The organism is Cupriavidus nantongensis, assembly GCF_001598055.1.
In the GTDB taxonomy this organism is placed as follows: domain Bacteria; phylum Pseudomonadota; class Gammaproteobacteria; order Burkholderiales; family Burkholderiaceae; genus Cupriavidus; species Cupriavidus nantongensis.
This window is the reverse complement of sequence record NZ_CP014845.1, coordinates 1,019,755-1,037,763: the sequence shown is the minus strand read 5'-3', so window position 1 is coordinate 1,037,763 and position 18,009 is coordinate 1,019,755. Positions and strand designations below refer to the sequence as shown.

Genomic DNA, 18,009 nt, shown 5'->3' with positions numbered 1-18,009 from the left:
GATCTGGAAGGAAGCATCAGTGGCGACGCCCGCCATGTTACGCAAGTTACAGGGCACGCGGTTGGCGCTGCGCAGCCGCTCTCCTATGCTGCGCATCACGGTCCGGGCCCGGATTGTCATTCCCTTAACTTCCCACGCACAAACCATGAACAATCGTCTTGCCCGTCTGCTGACGCCGCTGGCCTTCGGCCTCGGCCTGCTTGCCGCCCACCTGCCCGCGCTGGCCGCGCCCAAGGAAGCGCCGCTCGACGCCGCGGCGCTGTTCCGCCAGGCCGATACCACCGGCACCATGGTGATCTACGACCTGCGCCGCGACCGCATGCTGACCTACAACCCGTCTCGCGCCGCCACGCCGTATTCGCCGGCATCGACCTTCAAGATCATGAACTCCCTGATCGGCCTCGAGACCGGCGCGGTGGCCGACGTCGACCACGACAAGCTGCCCTGGGACGGCAAGGTCTGGCTGGTCGGCGGCAAGGCCGTGCTGCCCGACGCCTGCAACGCCGACGTGCCGCTGCGCGTGGCCCTGCCCAATTCGTGCGTGCCTGCCTACCAGGCGCTGGCGCGCCGGGTCGGCAGCGCGGCCTACCAGCGTTACCTGACCGCATCGCACTATGGCAATGCCGACAGCTCCGGGCCGGTGGATCGCTTCTGGCTGAACGGCAAGCTGCAGATCACCGCCTACCAGCAGATCGATTTCCTCAAGGGCCTGGTGCAGCGCACCCTGCCGTTCTCGCCCGCCACCTTCAAGGCCGTCGACGACATCACCGTGCTCGAGCGCACTGCCGATTACACCCTGCACGGCAAGACCGGCTGGGCCGACTCGGCCAGGCCGGCGGTGGGCTGGCTGGTGGGCTGGGTCGAGCGCGGCAATGACGACTACCTGTTCGCGCTGAATCTGGACCTACTGCGGCCGGAGCATGCCGGGGCGCGGATGGAGATTGCGCGGGCGGTATTGCGCAAGGTGGGGGTGTTGCCGGAGTGAAACCGGGCGGCACCGGCCGGCAGCCGTCCGCTACGGCAGAAACGCCGGCGACAGCAGCCGCAGCCCCACCGTAAAGAAGCGCGCCCCGCTACCGCCGCCGAACACGTTGCCATAGGTGGTGTCGACCTGCACCCGGTCCTGCACCACCCAGAAACGGAAACCGGCCTGGAACGACGGCTTGCCGCGGTTCTCGCCGAAGGTCTCGGCGATCAGGAACACGCGCGGGTGCAGCTGGGTCTCGGTGCCCGCGCCCCAGGTCATGCGGGTCTGGCGGTTGCCGGTGTCGCGGTTGGCGCCCAGGTTCAGGTGCGCAACAAAGCGGTCGTCGGCGAACGAGAACGACACCGGCACGTTGACATAGAGGTTGCCCAGCACCTTGCCGGGCTCGGCGTCGGGATGGTGGATCACCCCGCCCGACAGCGCGATGCCGTAGCCGTTGGTTTCCAGCGGCTTGAGCAGCGTCTTGGCCTGGAACTGGACGTTGGTGCCGTCCCAGCCGCCATCGACGCGCTGCAGCGAACCGCCCAGCGTCAGCTCCAGGTTGCCGGTGGGATTGCAGCCGGGGAGCGCCCACAGCTCATTGCCGCCGGACTGGAACTGCATCCACGATTCCAGCTGGCAGGCCTTGGGATCGACGATGCGCGCATCGTCGGTGATAAGCGGCCGCGCCGCCAGCGCCGGACGGCAGGCCGCGGCCACGATGGCCAGCGCGGCCACGCGTACGAAGAACTGGTGCCATACCATGGCAACCTCCTGAGCAAATACAGCCATCTGGCCGGCGACGATACACGCGGGCCATGACAACACATCGAAAGGCAGCAAGGGAGGTCTGGCACCGGCGGGCACAGGCATGGGCCTGGCCGCATGGGGGCATGGCAGCGCCGCGCGGCGGCACTGCAGCGAAAGACCGCAGTGTCTCAGCGCGCCGGCGCAGCCGGGGAAACTCCCGTTGCGCATGAGGGACTGGGACAACTGTCCACGGATAGCTCCGTTGGTTGGAACGGGGCGCAGTGTAATGCCGCCCCGTGGTGCGGTCAACCTGACCCACGCGCAACGCGCATGGTGTCGTGAAGAGATATCGCAACCGCTTGCAGAATGCCGTGCAGACCCTGCGCAGTCCGGTTGCCGAAGGGTTCAGGTAACCGCTGTCGTTCCCGCGAAGGCGGGAACCCAGTGACTTTATCCCCGAACAAGGCGCGAAAGACGCTGGATTCCCGCCTGCGCGGGAATGACAGTAGTACTTGACGCTTCAACGGAACGGTATTGGCCGCGGCGCGCGCGTTCCGCAACTGGCTGGTGCGGCAGGCGACGGCCGCAACGTGACCGCTCAGGACCCCGCCTTGTAGTTCGTCTCCTTGACGATCTTTGCCCACCTGGCCGCATCCTCGGCAATGGTGGCGGCGAACTGTTCCGGGGTGCCGCCCACCACCTCGTAGTCAATCGCGGCCAGCCGTTGCTTGATCTCCGGCTGCGCCAGGATGCGGTTCATCTCCTGGTTCAGCCGCGTGACGATCTCCTTGGGCGTGCCGGCCGGGGCCAGCAGGCCGGCCCACGAGTTGAACGCCATGCCGTCGAAACCGGCCTCCTGCATGGTCGGGACATCGGGCAGCGCGGGCGAGCGTTTGGACGCGAACACCGCCAGCGGGCGCAGCTTGCCGGCCTTGATCATCGCCATGCCGTTGAAGGGGTCGATGGTCATGTCGACCTCGCCCGCGACCACCGCCTGCATCTGCGGGCCGGTGCCGCGGTACGACACGCTGACCACGTCGGGCGTGCCCGCGGCGCGCTTGAAGGTGGCGCCGATCAGCTCGATCATGCTGCTGCCGGCCGACAGGCTCAGCGGCCGCGACTTCGCCTTGGCCAGCGCGACGAACTCCTGCACGGTCTTGGCCGGCACAGACGGGTGCACCACCATCACGAAGCCGATATTGCTGATCTGCGAGATCGGCGCGAAGCTTTTCAGCGGCTCATAGCCGGCCTTGTACAGCACCGGGCTGAGGGTCTGCGCGCCGGCGGTATTGAGCAGCAGCGTATAGCCATCGGGCGCCGCGCGTGCCGCCACGTCAGTGCCGATGATGCCGTTGGCGCCTGGACGGTTTTCGACCACCACCGACTGCTTCAGCGCCTCGCCCAGCTTCTGCGAAATCAGCCGCGCCACCACGTCGGTGGCGCCGCCGGGGGCGAACGGCACCACCATGCGGATCGGCTTGCTGGGATAGGTGTCGGCCCAGGCCAGCGCGGGCATTGCGCTTAGCATGGCGGCGCACAGCATCAGGCGGCGGCGCGGGTTCGGTTGCATCGGGGTGTCTCCAGGAATGACGGTGGTCGGAAGCGGTGCCGGCATCGAGGCGAGGCACCCGCATTATTCATAGTTATGAATTTATTTTTACGCACATAAACTCCACCGTCAATTCAGGGTATGTGCGGACAGCGCAGGCGATAAAGTGCTGCGCAGGCCGGCCAGACCGCGGGATTTTTGCGGAGGTGGGAGAAGTAGCGCTGCCCTCGGCCCGTCGCCGCGGTGGCCGCGCATGTCAGGGCTTGCGCGTGATGTCAGCGCCGATCGTGGTACAGCGGATCCAGGTCGTGCCGGAACAATTTCCGCAGTGGAACGGGATACTGGAACGCCAGCACGGGCTCGAGCGCGCCCTGCTGGTTCCGGAACACCTCGAACAGGCGGCGCCTGCCGTCGCTGTCCCAGCCAAAGACATAAATGTAGGCGCTGCCCCGCCATGCCAGCGTTTCGGCGCCGAACGGCGGGCCCACGTCGGCGAGCGGGCAATAGCGGGCACAAAGCGCCAGGGCGGTCTTTTCCGGCCCACTGGGTTCCTGGTTGGCGGCTGATTCAAAGGTCGCGCCCAGGCCAGGGGTGAGCGACAGAGGCGAGCCGTTGGGGTGTGCCGGCGCTAGGCGGTGAACTGGCGACTGGTGGGCAGGCACTGTCTCACTCCTTTTTATATCGAGGGTTCCATATCGCGCGCCGACGGCACCCGCCGATCAAACGCGAATGATTCGCGCCTCCATATCGCTCTACCCCTCCGTGAAAAGAAAGCGCCCGCGGGGGACTGGCGGGCGGGCTTTCCTGGATGCGGATGGGCGCATTCGGACCGTGCCGATCTTGCCCTGCTATGTCAGTCGCAGCATATCCCCCTAAAGCACTACGGCGGGGAACGTCGCCGCCGGGCGGCCGGACCGCCTGCTGCGCCGTGGGACGGCTCAGGCCGCGGCTTGCGCCAGCGTCGGGTAATCGGTCAGCCCCTGCGCGCCGCCGCCGAACAGCGTATCGCGCTGGTGCAGCGCCAGCGGCGCGCCGATGCGCAGGCGCTCGGGCAGGTCCGGATTGGCGACGAACGGACGGCCGAACGCGATCAGGTCGGCCCAGCCGGCCGCGACGGCCTCGCGTGCACGCTCGGCGGTGTACTTGCCGGCATAGATCAGCACCCCCGGGAACGCGTCGCGCAGCCGTTGCTTGAATGCGACCGGCATCAGCGGCGCGTCGTCCCAGTCCGCTTCCGCGATATGGAGGTAGCCGACGCCCAGTTCGCCCAGCAGCTTCGCAGCGCCAAGATACGTCGTCTCGGGATCGTCATCGACGCAGCCGTTGAGCGTGGTCAGCGGCGCCAGCCGGATGCCGACGCGCGACGCATCGCCGGTACCTTCGATCAGGGCCCGCGCCACTTCGCCGAGGAAGCGCAACCGGTTCTCCAGCGCGCCGCCGTACTGGTCCGTGCGCGTGTTGGCGCGCGAGTCGATGAACTGGTTCACCAGGTAGCCGTTGGCGCCGTGCAGCTCGACCCCGTCGAAGCCCGCCGCGATCGCGTTGCGGGCCGCGGCGCGGTACTGGTCGACGACCTCGCCGATTTCATCCACCGTCAGGGCGCGCGGCACGGAGGCCTGGACGAAGCCCGGCGTGCTGCCGTCCTCGCCCGCGATGAAGACGTTGACGCCCTGCGCCTGCAGCGGCGACGACGATACCGGTTGCTGGCCGCCCAGCAGGCTGGTGTGGCTGAGCCGGCCGACGTGCCAGAGCTGCGCGAAGATGCGGCCGCCGGCGGCGTGGACCGCGCAGGTCACCTTGCGCCATCCGGCCACCTGCGCCGGCGTATGGATGCCCGGCGTCCAGGCGTAGCCCTTGCCGAGCGGGGCGATATAGGTGCCCTCGCTGACGATCAGGCCGGCGCCGGCGCGCTGCGCGTAGTAGGCGGCCATCAGGTCATTGGCCTCGTCGCCGGGCTGGCTGGCGCGCGAGCGTGTCATCGGCGGCATGACGATGCGGTTCGGCAGCGTCAGGCCACCCAGTTGCAGCGGTTGGAACAGTGGATCATTGCTCATGGTGCTTGTCCTGTCAGGTTCGCGGCGATGGGAGGCGCGCGAACGGGTCATCGGATATGTAGGTGCCTCGGGTCGCTCAGTCCCATTGCGGCGCCAGGCCGTCCGGGCTGACCTCGCGGCCGTTGCGCTCCAGCGCGGCGATCTGCGCCATGTCGTCTGCGCTGAGGCGCAGGGTCTGCGCGAGCAGGTTGCTGGCCAGGTTCTCGCGTTTGGTCGACGAGGGAATCACCGAGTAGCCCAGCTGCAGCGCCCACGCCAGCACCACCTGCGCCGGCGTGGCCTGGTGCCGCTGCGCGATCGCGCCGATCACCGGGTCGCCCAGCACCTTGCCGTAGGCGAGCGTCATGTACGACGTCACGTGGATGCCTTCGCGCTGCAGGAACGCCACCAGCTCGCGGTTCTGCAGGTAAGGACTCAGCTCGATCTGGTTGGTCGCGATCGCGTCCTTGCCGACCGCGGCGATGGCCTGGCGCGTCAGCGCGATATTGAAATTGGAGACACCGATCTGCCGCGTCAGGCCTTTTTCCTGCGCCTGCGCCAGCGCGGTCATGAAGGTCTCCAGCGGCACGCCATTGCCCGGCGCCGGCCAGTGGATCAGGGTCAGGTCGACGTAGTCGGTGCGCAGCTTGCGCAGGCTCTCTTCGAGGCTCGGCACGAGCTTGTCCGGGGCGTAGTTGTCGACCCAGATCTTGGTGGTCAGGAACAGCTCGTCGCGGGGCACGCCGGAAGCCGCGATGGCCTCGCCGATCTCGGCTTCGTTGCCGTAGATCTGCGCGGTATCGATGGCGCGGTAGCCCAGCTCGAGGCCGTTGCAGACCGAGTCGATGACGACCTGGCCTTGCAGGCGGAAGGTGCCGAGGCCGAAGGCGGGAATCTTGCTCATGGTGCTAGCTCCTGGAGAGAAGTCAGGGAAGGCTGTTCGATGTCGCCATTCTGCGCGCCGGAACTGATGAGATAAACGCCTTTACTGGACAAAAATATTTGAAATTAAATCAAGGATTGCCACGCGCCGGTGCATCGTCTATAAACCAGTCTGTCCTGATTCCGGCGCACCCATGAAAATCACGCTCGACGAACTGCTGGCCTTTGCGACCGTGGTCGACAGCGGCTCGATCACGGCCGCCGCGCAGCAGCTCGACCTTACCGTCTCGGCCACCAGCCGCACCCTCGCCCGCCTCGAGGAAAAGCTCAAGACCACGCTGCTGCGCCGGACCACGCGCCGTCTCGAGCTGACCGAGGAAGGCCAGGCCTTCCTGCACGACGCGCGCGCCATCATCGACTCGGTCGAAAGCGCGGAAGAACAGATGCTGGCGCGGCGCGAGAAGCCATCCGGGCGCCTGCGCGTCGACGCCGCGTCGCCGTTCATGCTGCATGTGATCGTGCCGCTGGTGCGCGGCTACCGCGAGCGCTTTCCGCAGGTGGAACTGGAGTTGAACAGCAACGAGGGCATCATCGACCTGCTCGAGCGGCGCACCGACGTGGCCATCCGCATCGGCCGCCTGAAGGATTCGACGCTGCATAGCCGGCTGATCGGCAACAGCCGGGTGCGCATGCTGGCCAGCCCGGCCTATCTCGACGCGCACGGCCACCCGCGCAAGGCGCAGGATCTCGGCAAGCACGCGCTGCTGGGCTTCAACCAGCCTGAATCGCTGAACGTGTGGCCGATCCTGGGTGCGGACGGAGAGCCCTATCGGATCGAGCCGGCGGTGTGGTCGTCGAGCGGCGAGACGCTCAGGCAGCTGGCACTGGAAGGCGCAGGCATCGTTTGCCTGTCGGACTTCATGACCGCGCACGACCGTGAAGCGGGCCGGCTGGTGCCGGTGCTGGCGCGACAGACCCAGGACGTGCGCCAGCCGATCCATGCGGTCTACTACCGCAATACCGCGATCTCGGCGCGGATCGCGTCGTTCGTCGACTACCTGGTCGAGGCGATCGGCGGCAAGGGCGGCGCGCGCCAGGCGGCGGCGTGGGCGCAGCCGTGACGGTGGGCCGGGCCACCACGAAATCCGGGGCCCGAACCTGCGGAAACACGCGGCGAAGTAGCGTTCAAGGCGTAATGCGCGCCGCGCCACACTTCGCACGCGGGCCATCCGCTGGCAGAGGGCAGGCTGCCTTGCCACGTGCCGCTATCCCGCCTCTAATAACCTTAGGTACCGTCAAGCTGGCACTGACGGCCGGGAGGCGAAATGCGCTGCAGCCAATGCGGCTTCGGCAATCTTGCTGGCGCCAACTTCTGTGAGGCGTGCGGAGCGCGGCTTGCCCGCGTGTGCCCGCAATGCGGCGCCGAGGCCACCGCGGCGGCGCGGTTCTGCCGCGTCTGCGGCGTCGGCCTGCCCGACGCGCCCGCCACCACTGCGGCCGCGCCCGCCGCGCCGCGCCAGCACAGTCCGGCGCCGGTCCACTACACCCCGCCACACCTGGCCGGGCGCATCCTGGCCGAGCAGGCGGCGATGGAAGCCCGCGGCGAGACCGCCGGCGAGCGCAAGACCATTACCGCGCTGTTTGCCGACATGGCCGGCTCCACTGCGCTGACCCAGGACCTGGACCCGGAGGACGCGCGCCGGCTGATCGATCCGGTGGTGACGCTGATGATGGAGGCGGTCCACCATTACGAGGGCTACGTCGCCAAGTTCCTCGGCGACGGCATCCTGGCGCTGTTCGGCGCGCCCATCGCCCACGAGGACCACGCGCTGCGCGCGCTGTACGCGGCGCTGCGCATGCAGGATGCGATGCACCGGCACAGCGACCGCGTGCGCCTGGAGCAGGGCATTCCGCTGCAGGTCCGCATCGGCATCCATACCGGCGAGGTGGTGGTGCGCTCGATCCGCAAGGACGACCTGCACACCGACTACGATCCCGTCGGGCACACCATCCATATCGCCTCGCGCATGGAAGGCATCGCCACGCCCGCGTCGATCCTGGTGAGCGAGTCGACCCACAAGCTGACCGAAGGCTATTTCGAATTCAAGGCACTGGGCACAACCAGCGTCAAGGGCGTGCGCGAACCGCTGGCGGTGTATGAGGTGATCGGGCCGGGCCCGCTGCGCACGCGGCTGCAGGTGGCCGCGCACCGCGGCCTGGCGCGCTTTGTCGGGCGCCAGGACGAGCTGGCGCACCTGAACGCGGCGCTGGAGCAGGCCAAGGCCGGCCACGGCCGCATCGTCGCGGTGGTCGGCGAGGCCGGGGTCGGCAAGTCGCGGCTGTTCCATGAATTCAAGGTCAGGTCGCAGCAAGGCTGCCTGGCGCTGGAGACGTTCTCGGTCTCGCACGGCAAGGCCTTTGCCTACCTGCCGCTGATCGAGATGCTGAGGAACTACTTCCAGATCACGGCGCACGACGGCGACCGTGCCTGCCGCGAAAAGCTGACCGGCAGGCTGCTGACGCTGGACCGCTCGCTGGAGGAACACCTGCCCTACCTGCTCTACCTGCTCGGCGTGGTCGAGCCCGACTCGCAACTGCCGACCATGGACCCGGCCCTGCGGCGCCAGCGCACCTTCGACGCGATTGCGCGGCTGCTGGTCCGCGAAAGCCAGAACCAGCCGCTGGAAGTCATCTTCGAAGACCTGCAATGGCTGGATGGCGAGACCGAGGCCTTCCTCAACATGCTGGTCGGCCACGTGCCCGGCGCGCCCATCGTGCTGCTGGTGAACTACCGGCCCGAGTACAGCCACCGCTGGGACGCGGGCGCGCATTACTCGCAGCTGCGGCTGCAGCCGCTGGGACAGGCCGAGGCGCAGGAACTGCTGACCGCGCTGCTGGGCGACGACCCCAGCCTGGCGCCGCTGAAGCGGCTGATCCTCGACAAGACCGAAGGCAATCCCTTCTTCATGGAGGAAGTGGTCCAGACCCTGGCCGAGGAAGGCGCGCTGCTGGGCCAGCCGGGCAGCTACCGCATCGAGAAGGCGCCGGCGCTGCTGCACATCCCGACCACCGTGCAGGGCGTGCTGGCCGCGCGTATCGACCGGCTGCCGCTGGCGCAGAAGGAGCTGCTGCAGACCCTGGCGGTAATCGGCAAGGAGTTTCCGCTGGGCCTGGTGCTGCGCGTCACCGGCCTGCCCGAAGAGCGCCTGCATCCGCTGCTGCGCGACCTGCAGGGCGCCGACTTTATCTACGAACGCCCCGCCTTCCCCGAGGTGGAGTACGCCTTCAAGCACGCGCTGACGCAGGAAGTGGCCGGCAGCTCCTTGCTCACCGAGCGCCGCAGCGCCCTGCATGAAAGCTCCGCACAGGCGATCGAGGCGATGTTCCACGGCCGGCTCAAGGACTACTGCAGCGAACTGGCCCACCACTACAGCCACAGCGGCAATGTGCCGAAGGCGGTCGAGTACCTGCACTGCGCCGGACAGCAAGCTTTGCAGCGCTCCGCGCAGGAAGAAGCGATCCGGCACCTGAGCGAAGCCATTGCCCTGCTCAAGCGCCAGCCCGACAGCGACGAGCGCGCGCGCTTGGAGCTGACCCTGCTGCTGACGCTGGGGCCCGCGCTGATCGCCGCGCGGGGCCAGGCCTCGCCCGAAGTCGAAGCCAATTACCGGCGCGCGATGTCGCTGTGCGAGCAAGGGCGGCAGACACCCTATGTGTTCTCGGCGCAGCTGGGCATGTGGGCGTTCTACCAGCTGCGTGCGCAATACCAGGTGTCGCTGCCGCTGGCGCGGCGCCTGCTGGCGCTGGCTACCGAGTCGCAGAAGCCCAAGCAGCTGGCCGAAGGCCACCGCGCGCTGGGCGCGACGCTGTTCCGCCTGGGCCTGCTCGACGAGGCGCGCGCGCATATGGAAGCCGTGCTGGCCGTGCCGCATCCCGAGCACGCTGCCTATGACTTCCTGACCGGCTACGGCCGCGACCCGATGGTCCACGCCACCAGCACGCTGTCCTGGATCCTGTGGTACCAGGGCTTTGCCGACCAGGCCCTGGCGCGCAGCCGCGAGGCGCTGGCGCTGGCGCGCGCGCGCCCGGATGCCTACAACCTGGCGCTGTGCCTGGTGTTCGCGGCGGAACAGTACCGCTGGCGCCGCAATCCCGCCCAGACCAGGGAGTATGCCGAAGCCGCCATCGCCATTTCCTGCGAACAGGGCTTCCCGATCTACCTGGCCTGGGGCACCGTGCTGCAGGGCTGGGCGATGTCCGAGCAGGGCAGCCACGACGAAGGCATTGCGCTGATGCGGCGCGGCCTGACGGCCTACGAGGCCACCGGCGGCGAACTCGGCATGCCGAACCTGCTGGCGATGCTGGCCGAGGCCTGCGGCAAGGCCGGCCAACCCGCCGCCGCGCTGGACGTGCTGACGCGCGCGCAGGCCATGATCGAAGACACCGGCGAGCGACTCGATGAAGCCGCGGTCTATCGGCTGCGCGGCGACTTGCTGCTGCAGCTGGCCGCGCCCGACGCCGGCGCCGCCGCCAGCCATGAAGCCGAGGCCTGCTTCCAGCGCGCGCTCGCGGTCGCGCACGGCCAGGGCGCCCGGCCGCTGGAACTGCAGGCCGCGCTCAGCCTGGCGCGGCTGTGGCAGCGCCAGCGCAAGGGCGACGCCGCACGTGAAGCGCTGGCGCGCGTCCACGGCAGCTTCAGCGAGGGCACCGATGGCGCCGACTGGCAAGAGGCGCGGGCCCTGCTTGCCGAGCTTGCCGACGACGTGGCCCGCGACCCGGGCCCGGCGCGCGCATGACCACCGCCGCCAACCCGCTGCAAGAGCGCTTTGTCGCGCTCTGGACCCTGGCGGGCGGCACCCGCGCCATGGACGCGTATGCCGACCTGGCGCGCTGCTACGGCGAGCCGACCCGGCACTACCACACCCTGGACCATGTGCGCCGCTGCCTGCGCGACCTCGACTGGGCGCGCAGCGCGATACCGGATGCCGCCGACGTCGAACTGGCGCTGTGGTGCCATGACGTCATCTACGTGCCCGGCGCCGCCGACAACGAAGCGCGCAGTGCCGCGTGGCTGCAGCACTGGTCGGCCGGCACGGTTGGCACTGCCGCACGCGTGGCCGCCTTGATCCTGGAAACCACGCACGCCGACGTGCCCGCCAGCCTGGCCGGGCGCTTCACCGCCGACATCGACCTGGCCGCGCTCGGATACAGCCGCGCGCGCTTCGAGGACAACGGCGCGCGCCTGCGCGCCGAGCGCACCGACCTGGACGATGCCGCCTATGACGCCGCCGAGCGCGCCTTCCTGCAGCGCCTGCTGGCCAGTCCCCGCATCTATGCCACCGACCTGTTCCGGTCCCGCTACGAGGCGCAGGCCCGTGCCAATCTGGCCTGGCGTCTGGCCCAGCCGGCGCCTACAGGAATTCGCCGGTGATATCGACGCTGGAGCGCTGGCCTACGCAGTCATAGTTGCGCTCCAGCCAGAGCGTGGCGGCCTGCCGGCCCTGGTCGCGCAGCGCGCACAGGAAGTTCCAGTCGGCGTTGTACTTGGTCGAGACTCCGAGCGACGCCATGGTCTCGTCCGAGCGGATCGAATGGATCCACATTTCCTTCATCTCGTTGCGGTCGATCTTGCCCTGCTGGATCAGCGTGGTGACGAAGCCAATCGCGCGCATCTCGCGCATCAATGACGAGTTGAAGCTGACCTCGTTGACCCGGTTCAGGATCTCCGCCGCCGTGGTCGGCACGCCCCGGCGCACGATCGGGTTGATGTGGACGATCACGACATCGTGGGTCTCGCAGTGATAGATCAGCGGAAAGATCGCCGGGTTGCCGACATAGCCGCCGTCCCAGTAATGCTGGCCGTCGATGCTGACCGCCTGGAACAGCGTCGGCACGCAGGCCGAGGCCAGCACCGCGTCGACGCTCAGCTCTTCCTGCGCGAAGATGCGAATGCGGCTGGTCTCGATATTGGTCGCGCACAGGTACAGCCGGATCGGGCAATGCGCGCGCAGCGCCGCGAAATCCACCTGGCCGAGCAGCACGTCGCGCAGCGGATTGGCATTGCCGGGGTTGAACTGGTACGGCGACAGCAGCCGCAGCGTGATGTCGGCCATGGCGTACAGCGGGGAATGGTTCAACCCCAGCGTATGGCTGCCCTTGAACCACGGCAGCCAGCGCAACGGGTTGAAGCGCTGCGCCGAATGCGCGATGGCCTGCCAGAAGTCGTGCAGCGCCTGGCGCGCGCCGTCGCTGCCGCCCTGCATCAGGCCATAGGCCAGCACCGTGCCGTTCATCGCGCCGGCGCTGGTGGCGCTGACGCCCTCGACCGCCAGCCGGCCATCTTCCAGCAGGCGGTCCAGCACGCCCCAGGTAAACGCGCCGTGCATGCCGCCGCCTTGCAAGGCCAGCGCCACGGGCTTGGCTTGGACAGGCTCGGGCGGCATAGGTGTGTTCCCCTGGGCGGCGACAAGGCGCCATGCTCCAGTGTAGGGAAGAACCGCGCCAGGGGCGTAGGGCGCCGTGCGTGGTATGACACACAGCGCGGCGCCCGCCGCGGCATGACCGCCCCCGCGATCGTGGCAGCGACGTCACTTGCGGACGTGCCCGCGCCCCGCTACGCCAGCTCGAACCCGTGCCGCGCCAGCGGCAGCGAGCGCAGGCGCTGGCCGGTCGCCGCAAACAGCGCATTGGCCAGTGCCGGCGCCAGCGTCGGCACCGCCGACTCGCCCACGCCGCCGATGCGCTCGCCACTGGGCGCAAGCACCGCCTCGAAGCGCGGTGTCTGCGCCAGATTCAACAGCGGATAGTCGTGGAAGTTGGATTGCTGCACGCGGCCATCGGCAATGGTGATGGCGCCGGTCATGGCCGCGCTCAGGCCCCAGATGCTGGCGCCCTCCAGCTGGCGCTCGACCGTCGCCGGGTTGATCACGGTGCCGCAGTCGATCGCATTGACAATACGGTGCAGCGTGATGCGCTGGCCCTGCACCGACAGTTCCACCACCGTCGCGCACAGCGAGCCCCACGCCTGCGACAGCGCCACGCCGTGGAAGCGCCCTGCCGGCGCGCCGCCCCAGCCGACGTGCTGCGCCAGCCGCTGCAGCAAGCGCGCCGGACGCGGTCTGTCGGCCAGCAGGTTCAGCCGGAACTGCAGCGGATCGGCTTTGGCGTGATGGGCCAGTTCGTCGATAAAGCTTTCGGCGAAGAAGGTGTTCTGCGTATAGCCCACGCCGCGCCAGAACCCGACAGGCACGGCGGTATTGACCATCGCATGGCGCACGGCGACGTGGGGCAGCGCGTAAGGCAGGTCCACCACCCCTTCGACCGATTTCGGGTCGACCCCGCCCTTGACCCGGTCCGGGAAATTGCGGACATAGATCGACGAGCAGGCCACGCGCGCGTCGAGTGCGCGGATGCCGGCCGTGTCCGGGGCCAGCACCGCGCTGAAGCGCGCCGCCGCCGCGGGCCGGTAGAAATCGTGCTGGATATCCTCCTCGCGCGACCAGATCAGCTTGACTGGCTGCCCGGCCGCCTTCGACGCCAGCGCGGCCTGGACAAAGACATCGAACTCCTCGCGCCGGCCGAAGCCGCCGCCAACGAAGGTTCCGTGCACGACGATGCGGTCGGCGGGCAGCCCGAGCACGCCCGACAGCCGCTGCGCGATCTCGCCGCAGACCTGGGTCGGGCCCCAGATCTCGGCGCGGTCGGCGCGCACGTCGGCGGTGGCGTTCATCGGCTCCATGGTGGCGTGGGCGAGGTACGGCACCTCGTATTCGGCGGTGTAGGCCTGCGCTGCATGCATCTGCGCGTCCGGGTCGCCGTGCCGCAGTGCCACCGCCGAGGCGCTGCGCGCGGCATCGCGGTAGCCGGCCATCAGTGCGGCGTCGCCGGCCGGCTTGCCTTGCGGCAGCTGCCAGTCGGGCTGCAGCGCGGCCAGGCCCTTGCGGGCGGTCCAGTAGCTGTCGGCCAGCACCACCACGGCGTCGTCCAGCGGCACCACGCGCCGCACGCCGCGCACTGCCAGCGCCGGCCGGGCATCGACCCGGCGCAGCGTGCCGCCGAAGGCCGGGCACGCTATCACGGAACCGACCAGCATGCGCGGCACCTTGACGTCGACGCCGAACACCGCGGCGCCGCGCGTCTTCAGCGGAATGTCGAGCCGGTCGGTCGGGCGGCCCAGCAGCTTCCAGTCGCGCGGCTCCTTCAGCGCCACATTGGCGGGGCGCGGCAGCGTGGCCGCGCGCGCGGCGAGTGCACCGTAGCCCAGCGTGCGCCCGCTGGGCTCGTGCCGCACCACGCCCTGCGCGGCACGGCACTGCCCCACCGGCACGTTCCAGCTTTGCGCGGCGGCCTCGCGCAGCATCTCGCGCGCGGTCGCGCCGATGCGGCGCAGCGGCTCGAATGACCAGCGCGCCGAGGTGCTGCTGGCAGTCGCCTGCACCTTGAACATGCGGTTGTTGTAGACCGGGTCGGTCGGCGCCAGCTCGGCACGCACCTGGCGCCAGTCGCACTCGAGCTCTTCGGCGATCAGCATGGGGGCGGAGGTCATCACGCCCTGCCCCAGCTCGGCCGACGGCACCATGATGGTCACGCTGCCGTCGGCATCGATGCGCAGCCAGGCGTTGACGTCGTCCGGATCGCGCGCGGGCGTGCCGGCATCGGCGGCGTCGGCGGCCTTCGCCAGCGGCAGGTGGAAGCCCAGCACCAGCGCCGCCGGCATGGCGCCGGCGGCTTGCAGGAAACGGCGGCGGCTTGTGTGGAGATGGCTCACGATGACGCCCTCCCCTTGGGGTCGCCAGCGCTCTGCGCGGTGGCGGCGCGCAGGATGGCGCGTTCGATGCGCGGATAGGTGCCGCAGCGGCACAGGTTGGTGATGCCGGCGCGGATCTCCTCCGGCCGCGGCGAGGGATTGTCCTTCAGCCACGCGCAGGCAGCCATGATCATGCCCGACTGGCAATAGCCGCACTGCGGCACCTGCTCGACGATCCATGCACGCTGAACCGGGTGCGAATTGTCGGCCGACAATCCTTCGATGGTAGTAATGTCGGCGCGCGCGACGCTGCCGACAGGCGTGATACAGGCGCGCACGGCCTTGCCGTCGACATGCACGGTGCAGGCGCCGCACAGGCCGGCACCGCAGCCGAATTTGGTGCCGGTATAGCCCAGGTAATCGCGCAGCACCCACAGCAGGGGCATGTCGCGTTCGGCCTCGACGGCGTGGCGCTTGCCGTTGATCTTCAACTGCAGTTTCATGGGGGTCTCCTCGTTGCGCACCGGCTTCGGGGCGGCCGGTTCGGCTGCGAGCCAGTATCGGCCGGGCGGCATGGCGGGACAATCGACTTGTTTTGCCAGCACCTGTGAGGCAAGATCACAGCCATGATCCGCAGGCTCCCCTCGATGCAAGTGCTCCAGGCCTTTGCCGCCACCGCGCGCACAGGCAGCATGACGCGCGCCGCCGATGCGCTGTGCGTAACGCATGGCGCGATCAGCCGGCATATCCGTGCGCTGGAGTCACAGCTGGGGTGCACCCTGTTCCTGCGCGCCGGCCGGCAACTGGAACTGACCGCCACCGGCCGCGAACTCGCCGACGACCTCGATCGCGCGCTGCGCGCGGTGGAGCTGTCACTGGCCGGCGCCGCCGAGCGGCGCGCGCGCGAACGCCAGTCGCTGCATGTCAACGTCAGCCCCGAACTGGCCGGCGCCTGGCTGGTGCCCAAGCTGCCGCAACTGCGCGAGGCGCTGCCCGGCCTGGACCTGTCCATCGCCGCCAGCACCGAAGACCCCGACTTTGCCCGCTGGGATCTCGACGTCAGCCTGCGCTACGGCCCCGCGCCCTTCACCGGCTACCAATGCCTGAAGCTGCTCGACGACGACATCATCGTGGTCTGCAGCCCCGGTTTCGCCCGGTTGCATGCCGGCATGACCCCGGCCGACGCCGCGCACCTGCCGCGGCTGCGGCACGCGCGCTTCCGCTGGTCGCAGTGGGGAGCGGCTGCTGGCGTGGTACTGGATGAGCCCGAAGACGGCATCGTGTTCGACTGCCGCGCATTGCTGATCGAGGCTGCGGCCAATGGCATGGGGCTGGCGTTGACGCGGGGCTTGCTGGCACGTGAGGCCATCGCCGCGGGACGGCTGGTGCGGCCGTTGGCGGATAGCTTTCCGGCCAGTCATAACTGCTACATCGTGTGGCGTGGGGATAATCCCAAGCAGGGGTTGATTCGGGGATTTGCGGAGTGGTTGCGGGAGGCGGCGGTGCGGGGATAAGAACGCTTGCCTATCACCTATTGCAACCGCTGAAACGATCACGGTGCATGCATCGGTCCAAGTGCCGGCAAGGGCCGTCCGACGGCGTCATCGAGCGCGAGCCGCTTGGATGCCGCTGCGCAGACCGATCTGACCGCGCAGATCACCCCCCGCGTCGCCTTGCCGTCGCATGAATGACCTTACGGATATTTCACGCCAAGGCGCAACCGTCGGAATGCCCGCGGAGCTGCCAATGATCCCGGCGAGCCAGTTCTCAACGGCGTATCCAGATGGGGCCAAAGTTCGGGCAACTGGCGCACCTCCACCTCACTAAGGCGAACTGGCGGCCCTTCAGGGACAACAGGTTTGCCATTTCGACAGCTTCGGCCCAGGAGTATCAATCTAGTTTACGGAGCAGGTGGATGCCCAATCATAACGCCGCACGATCGTTCTCTGCCCGGGGTAGCCGTCGGTGTAGTACTGGAAATAACCGCGGCAACCGATCGTGAACCCAGGGTCGATGTTGTAAGGCCCACCCCACACGGATGTCGACATCAATGTCGGAGGTGACCACGATATTCCTTGATTTTCGGACGAGATCTTGTAAACACCGAATTTTCCAGAACTGTCTGGCATAGCGAATAGAATTGCCCAGCCACAACCGGCGCACGGTGTTTGTCTATATCCGGTCTCAGCAGCAATGTATGGATGCAATGCAGAGCCGTTCGGCGTGTGAAACAGAGTCGATTCACCCGTCCACGTTATTCCATCATCGCTTGACCAAATCTGATGCAGATCCGTATAGGGATATCCGTTTGGCTGAACTCCGTCGGCGCACGTCGCATTTCTGCTTGGCGCAGAATCGTAGCGGGAGAAGACCAGCATGATCGCGCCGTAACTATTCTGAACCGCCCGGGGATACTCGGCGTCGCATGTGTTGGTGATGTGCATCGGCGAACTCCAAGTTCCGCCACCATCGAATGATCTTGCCAGCTTAATACGACCGCTACCAACGCCACCCACACCCTCCGGGCCGTTCATCGTGAAGAACGCCAGCATGGTGCCGTTGTGCAAAGTAAGCAGGCTAGGAATCCAGTAGTCATTGAAACCGTCTCCCGTGACCAAAGTAGGTCCCGACCAAGATCCATTTGCAGCGACTTTGGTCCGAAGCATAATGTTGTTCTTTTGCGTTCCGGACGGGTCACGCCATTTTGCATAAACCAGGTTCAGACGATCGCGCAAAGAGTCGTACTCCAGGTATGGATCGTACTCGTCGCCAACATCATTCGTTATCATCAGTGGCGTTGACCAAGTGATCCCTCCATCAGTCGAAGTTCTCTCGTAGACGTTCTGGCGAGTTGACGCTCCGCTCCAGTCAAGGTAGACACACGAAATGACTTTCGCAGTCGCGAAGTTCGCGCAACTCGCCTTTGGGGATGTCAATGCCGTGTTGTAGAGATTGCTCGTGGCGATAACACCCTCTTCGCTCCATTGTGCGATGGCTGGGGCCACGCAGATGGAGAGACCGGCCGCACACAGAACGATTGAAATCGCTGCTCTTACCCTATTTATCATTTCTTCTCCATGAAAAA

The 18,009-nt window shown here is 67.7% G+C and carries 14 protein-coding genes; 5 read left to right on the top strand and 9 right to left on the bottom strand.

The window, feature by feature from the left end; all coding sequences use genetic code 11:
* The first annotated feature begins 145 nt into the window (after positions 1-145).
* A complete protein-coding gene (gene blaOXA / locus A2G96_RS25890) occupies positions 146-985 on the top strand; it encodes an OXA-1206 family carbapenem-hydrolyzing class D beta-lactamase (RefSeq protein WP_062803051.1) in 840 nt (279 codons plus the stop codon).
* Between the two features lie 30 nt (positions 986-1,015).
* On the opposite strand, the gene A2G96_RS25885 is transcribed toward blaOXA, so the two are convergent.
* The 5 genes from A2G96_RS25885 to dkgB form a co-directional block, all read right to left on the bottom strand.
* Entirely contained in the window at positions 1,016-1,729 is a 714-nt protein-coding gene (locus A2G96_RS25885; RefSeq protein WP_062803050.1) for a hypothetical protein, read from the bottom strand.
* A gap of 583 nt (positions 1,730-2,312) precedes the next feature.
* Positions 2,313-3,284 (bottom strand): Bug family tripartite tricarboxylate transporter substrate binding protein, encoded by a 972-nt coding sequence (locus A2G96_RS25880; RefSeq protein ID WP_062803049.1) that lies wholly within the window; start codon positions 3,282-3,284, stop codon positions 2,313-2,315.
* A 254-nt stretch (positions 3,285-3,538) separates the two neighbouring features.
* Entirely contained in the window at positions 3,539-3,925 is a 387-nt protein-coding gene (locus tag A2G96_RS33510) for a hypothetical protein (protein WP_150124249.1), read from the bottom strand.
* Between the two features lie 276 nt (positions 3,926-4,201).
* Positions 4,202-5,317, bottom strand: coding sequence for an alkene reductase (locus A2G96_RS25870; protein WP_062803047.1), 1,116 nt, complete (start codon positions 5,315-5,317; stop codon positions 4,202-4,204).
* Positions 5,318-5,393: 76 nt separating this feature from the next.
* Positions 5,394-6,200 carry a 2,5-didehydrogluconate reductase DkgB gene (gene dkgB / locus A2G96_RS25865; RefSeq protein WP_062803046.1) on the bottom strand — a complete coding sequence of 269 codons (807 nt, stop codon included), beginning with the start codon at positions 6,198-6,200 and terminating at the stop codon, positions 5,394-5,396.
* A 172-nt stretch (positions 6,201-6,372) separates the two neighbouring features.
* Here dkgB and A2G96_RS25860 point away from each other — a divergent pair, with 172 nt between their 5' ends.
* From A2G96_RS25860 to A2G96_RS25850, 3 genes are all read left to right on the top strand, one after another.
* Positions 6,373-7,299 (top strand): LysR family transcriptional regulator, encoded by a 927-nt coding sequence (locus tag A2G96_RS25860; RefSeq protein ID WP_062803045.1) that lies wholly within the window; start codon positions 6,373-6,375, stop codon positions 7,297-7,299.
* 204 nt (positions 7,300-7,503) lie between these two features.
* Entirely contained in the window at positions 7,504-10,974 is a 3,471-nt protein-coding gene (locus A2G96_RS25855; protein WP_062803044.1) for an adenylate/guanylate cyclase domain-containing protein, read from the top strand.
* Positions 10,971-11,609, top strand: coding sequence for an HD domain-containing protein (locus tag A2G96_RS25850; protein WP_062803043.1), 639 nt, complete (start codon positions 10,971-10,973; stop codon positions 11,607-11,609). The genes A2G96_RS25855 and A2G96_RS25850 overlap by 4 nt, the downstream gene beginning before the upstream one ends.
* On the opposite strand, the gene A2G96_RS25845 is transcribed toward A2G96_RS25850, so the two are convergent.
* The 3 genes from A2G96_RS25845 to A2G96_RS25835 form a co-directional block, all read right to left on the bottom strand.
* Positions 11,590-12,621, bottom strand: coding sequence for a patatin-like phospholipase family protein (locus A2G96_RS25845; RefSeq protein WP_062803042.1), 1,032 nt, complete (start codon positions 12,619-12,621; stop codon positions 11,590-11,592). The two genes, A2G96_RS25850 and A2G96_RS25845, sit on opposite strands and share 20 nt — an antisense overlap.
* A 170-nt stretch (positions 12,622-12,791) precedes the next feature.
* Complete coding sequence (locus tag A2G96_RS25840) at positions 12,792-14,945, bottom strand: xanthine dehydrogenase family protein molybdopterin-binding subunit (protein ID WP_062803041.1); 2,154 nt, start codon at positions 14,943-14,945, stop codon at positions 12,792-12,794.
* The gene (locus A2G96_RS25835; protein ID WP_062803040.1) at positions 14,942-15,427 is read right to left on the bottom strand and encodes a (2Fe-2S)-binding protein; all 486 of its coding nucleotides are present in this window, start codon (positions 15,425-15,427) and stop codon (positions 14,942-14,944) included. Before A2G96_RS25835 ends, A2G96_RS25840 begins: the two co-directional genes overlap by 4 nt.
* Before the next feature lie 144 nt (positions 15,428-15,571).
* On the opposite strand from A2G96_RS25835, the gene A2G96_RS25830 reads away from it, so the two are divergent.
* Positions 15,572-16,438 (top strand): LysR substrate-binding domain-containing protein, encoded by an 867-nt coding sequence (locus A2G96_RS25830; protein ID WP_231909747.1) that lies wholly within the window; start codon positions 15,572-15,574, stop codon positions 16,436-16,438.
* A 381-nt stretch (positions 16,439-16,819) separates the two neighbouring features.
* On the opposite strand, the gene A2G96_RS33505 is transcribed toward A2G96_RS25830, so the two are convergent.
* Positions 16,820-17,992 (bottom strand): sialidase family protein, encoded by a 1,173-nt coding sequence (locus A2G96_RS33505; protein ID WP_150124248.1) that lies wholly within the window; start codon positions 17,990-17,992, stop codon positions 16,820-16,822.
* Positions 17,993-18,009 lie beyond the last annotated feature (17 nt).